The organism is Pelagicoccus sp. SDUM812002 (assembly GCF_031127835.1).
GTDB lineage: Bacteria > Verrucomicrobiota > Verrucomicrobiia > Opitutales > Opitutaceae > Pelagicoccus.
In genome coordinates this window covers 1-2872 of sequence record NZ_JARXHX010000056.1, presented here as the reverse complement: position 1 = coordinate 2872, position 2872 = coordinate 1, and the positions used below count along the sequence as shown (strand labels likewise).

Here is a 2872-nt window from a genome sequence, read left to right as displayed (position 1 = left end):
GGCAAACGCTCGCCTCTTTCGCCTCGACCCCAGACTTGAAAACACTAATTTGAAATGGAACCCCAACTGAGGCCTCCACGTATGGCCTCAGCGTTGGGCAAAAATGATGATTAGAGTAGCAACGAAGGAAGACTCAGACGCGATCGTCGACCTCTGCCTTGCCAGTAGAAAAAAACATATGTCGTTTACCCAGCCCGCACATACGGAAGACGAAATCCGAAATTGGATGCGAGAGGAATTGATACCGAATCAAAAGGTCGAAGTTTTAGAAGAAGACTCCGAGATCAAAGCGATGATAGCGACTAAAGATGAAAAGTCAGAATCTTGGATCACTCACCTATTCGTGGAAGCCCAGAGTGTTAGAAAAGGCTATGGAAGAAAACTACTCGAAAAGGCATTAGCCGAACTAAAGAAACCAATCAGGTTATACGCGTTTCAGGAAAACCATAGAGCTCGTCAATTCTATGAAAGATTCGGTTTTCGAGCTATTCTGTTTTCAGACGGGAGCACCAATGAAGAAAAGTGTCCTGATGTACTTTATGAACTAAAAAACGATGAGCCCAACCAGGCGCTACAGACAACGAGCGCAAGCGCTCGTCGTCTGAGCTAGACGTTCGACGAAGAAAACAAATGAGCCTATTCCTGAAGGAACGATTCGCGATGAGCATCCGAGGTTGTCCAGCTTCGAAGCTCATACGTCTTTTCAAGAAGTCCGAAAGCCACGGATTGGGCGTGAGCCTGTCCCAACTAGAAGCTCACCATCTATGTGGCGGAGACCCGTTCGGAGTAGTTGACGAGCTTATTGATGCAAAAAGAAACGGGATTGAGCTAGAGTGGGATCGAGCGTGCGCGATCGATCTAGCGACGATGAATACCGATGACAGTCTTTCACAGGCGATAGAACGAGCAAAGTCGAGTATCCACGATAGTTTTGATATGGAGCTATCTTCTGCAGGGGAGAGATCATGGATTTTGACGATCACAGTCTCACACAAAGTTAACCTTCATCGTTACGTAGGCGGAGCCGACTTCCCAATCTTGAAAGAAAGAATTATTCAAAGAATTGAAGAGTTCTACGAATCAAAGAAAGAGAAGATAGCATCGATGTTTCCGACCCAAGATCTTAAGTCTTACATTCTTGAGAAGTCACCGGACGTAGGCACCAAACTCAGCATCACTGACATTGGAATTGAGATACAAAACTAGGTCGAACCAAACGCTTCAGGCAACTGCGGCAAACGCCCGCCTCTTTCACTTCGACCCCATGCAAATCAACCACCCCAGAAATTCAAACCATAGCCTAGGCCTTGTCGCCTGAGCTCGACGTTAGTCAAAAAAGAATAGGAATTTGAAGAAGGGATTACCGAACCGAAGGAAGCTGCATCCTCGAGCAGTTGAATGGATTTTTTGACTTCGACATTTCAAGCATCACGAACCACCATTCCAACCCTGTTACCCAGATATGACGAGCAAGGTCCTATGCCAGTTTAAAAGATCGCTTATAGAACATCCAAACTTTGGAGACACGATCCATTGGACTAACAAGTCGTCGCAGACAACTCCGGCCAAGCGCCCCCTCTTTCAAAACGACATCAACCAAATCAACCATCAACCGACGCGGTCGACCAACTGAGGCCTACGCGTCTGGACTCGGCGTTCGACGAATAAAAGAAATGAAGAAATATTGGAATCAGAAACGGACCCCATACATATTACCCCTGTGTCTCGTTTCTGCCGGTCTCATCCTTTCAACGCTTGCGTACCAAAAGAAAAAGGCAGGAAAGACAATGAGCTACGAAGGAGTAAGGACTCCCGCTGGTGCCGGAATAGCTGCTGGATGCCTACTATCAGTATTAGGAATCTACGGAGGAATTAAAGCACACAAAGAGATCCATAGAAAAAAATAATTACCGAAGCATTCATAGATAAGACAGCAAATACCCAAAGAATCCAACTCGTGAATACAAAAAAAATAGGTCGAACAAGACGGTCGATACAACTCGGGTAAGCGCTCGCCGAAATTCAAACACACCTGACACATCCAACCTCAATCCAACGTTCGAGCTTTAACTGTAGCTCGCGTATCACCTCGACGTTGGGCAGAGAATGAAGACTTGACATGGTGGCACTTTTTGCCACCATCTAGCCGTGAATCGAAAACAACGCCTCACCCTAGAAAAGATCAAGGAGCGTCCCGAGCGATCGGACATTCCCTGGAAAGATATTGAAAATCTTCTATCAGCTCTAGGAGCAGAAATCACAGAGGGCAGCGGTTCACGCGTACGAATTTACCTTAACGGAGTGAGAGCAGTTTTCCACCGCCCTCATCCCCAGAAGGAAACAGACAAGGGAGCAGTTAAATCCGTACGCAGGTTTCTAGAAACAGCAGGAGAATAAAGACATGGAATACAAAGGATACATTGGAACAGTACAGTTCGATGATGAAGCTGAGATCTTTCATGGAGAAGTAATCAACATGAGAGACGTAGTCACCTTCCAAGGCGACACCGTTGAGGGATTAAAAAAAGAATTTCAACTATCTATTGATGACTATCTGGAGTTTTGTGGTGAACGAGGCGAAGAGCCCGATAAACCCTTCTCAGGAAAACTAACTTTACGATTAGATCCAGACCTTCATCGATCTCTCTACATTCGATCCAAGAAGGACAACAAAAGTTTAAACAATTGGATTGTTGATGCTTTGAAGAAAAATACAAAGTCCCAACAAGACGCTTGATACAATTCCGAAGGCTGCGCCTCCGGAATCGTATCAGCTTGGCGTTGGGCAGAAAGAATGAAAGCAATTCAGCAAAAAGTAAGCACACTAACCGATGGTGAAACGCTCATTCTTCTGAACGAGCTGCAAGTAGTT

General features: G+C 45.6%; 4 protein-coding genes. All 4 read left to right on the top strand.

Going from position 1 to position 2872, the window contains the following annotated elements; genetic code table 11:
* Window positions 1-103: 103 nt before the first annotated feature.
* The 4 genes from QEH53_RS23410 (at window position 104) to QEH53_RS23395 (ending at window position 2737) form a co-directional block, all read left to right on the top strand.
* Window positions 104-610 (top strand): GNAT family N-acetyltransferase, encoded by a 507-nt coding sequence (locus tag QEH53_RS23410; protein ID WP_309025660.1) that lies wholly within the window; start codon window positions 104-106, stop codon window positions 608-610.
* Window positions 611-630: 20 nt separating this feature from the next.
* Window positions 631-1206: a flotillin-like FloA family protein gene (locus QEH53_RS23405; RefSeq protein ID WP_309025659.1), complete on the top strand. Its 576-nt coding sequence runs from the start codon at window positions 631-633 to the stop codon at window positions 1204-1206.
* A 942-nt stretch (window positions 1207-2148) separates the two neighbouring features.
* Window positions 2149-2397, top strand: a complete 249-nt coding sequence (locus tag QEH53_RS23400; protein WP_309025658.1) for a type II toxin-antitoxin system HicA family toxin — start codon at window positions 2149-2151, stop codon at window positions 2395-2397.
* A gap of 4 nt (window positions 2398-2401) precedes the next feature.
* Complete coding sequence (locus QEH53_RS23395; protein WP_309025657.1) at window positions 2402-2737, top strand: type II toxin-antitoxin system HicB family antitoxin; 336 nt, start codon at window positions 2402-2404, stop codon at window positions 2735-2737.
* The last annotated feature ends 135 nt before the right edge of the window (window positions 2738-2872 follow it).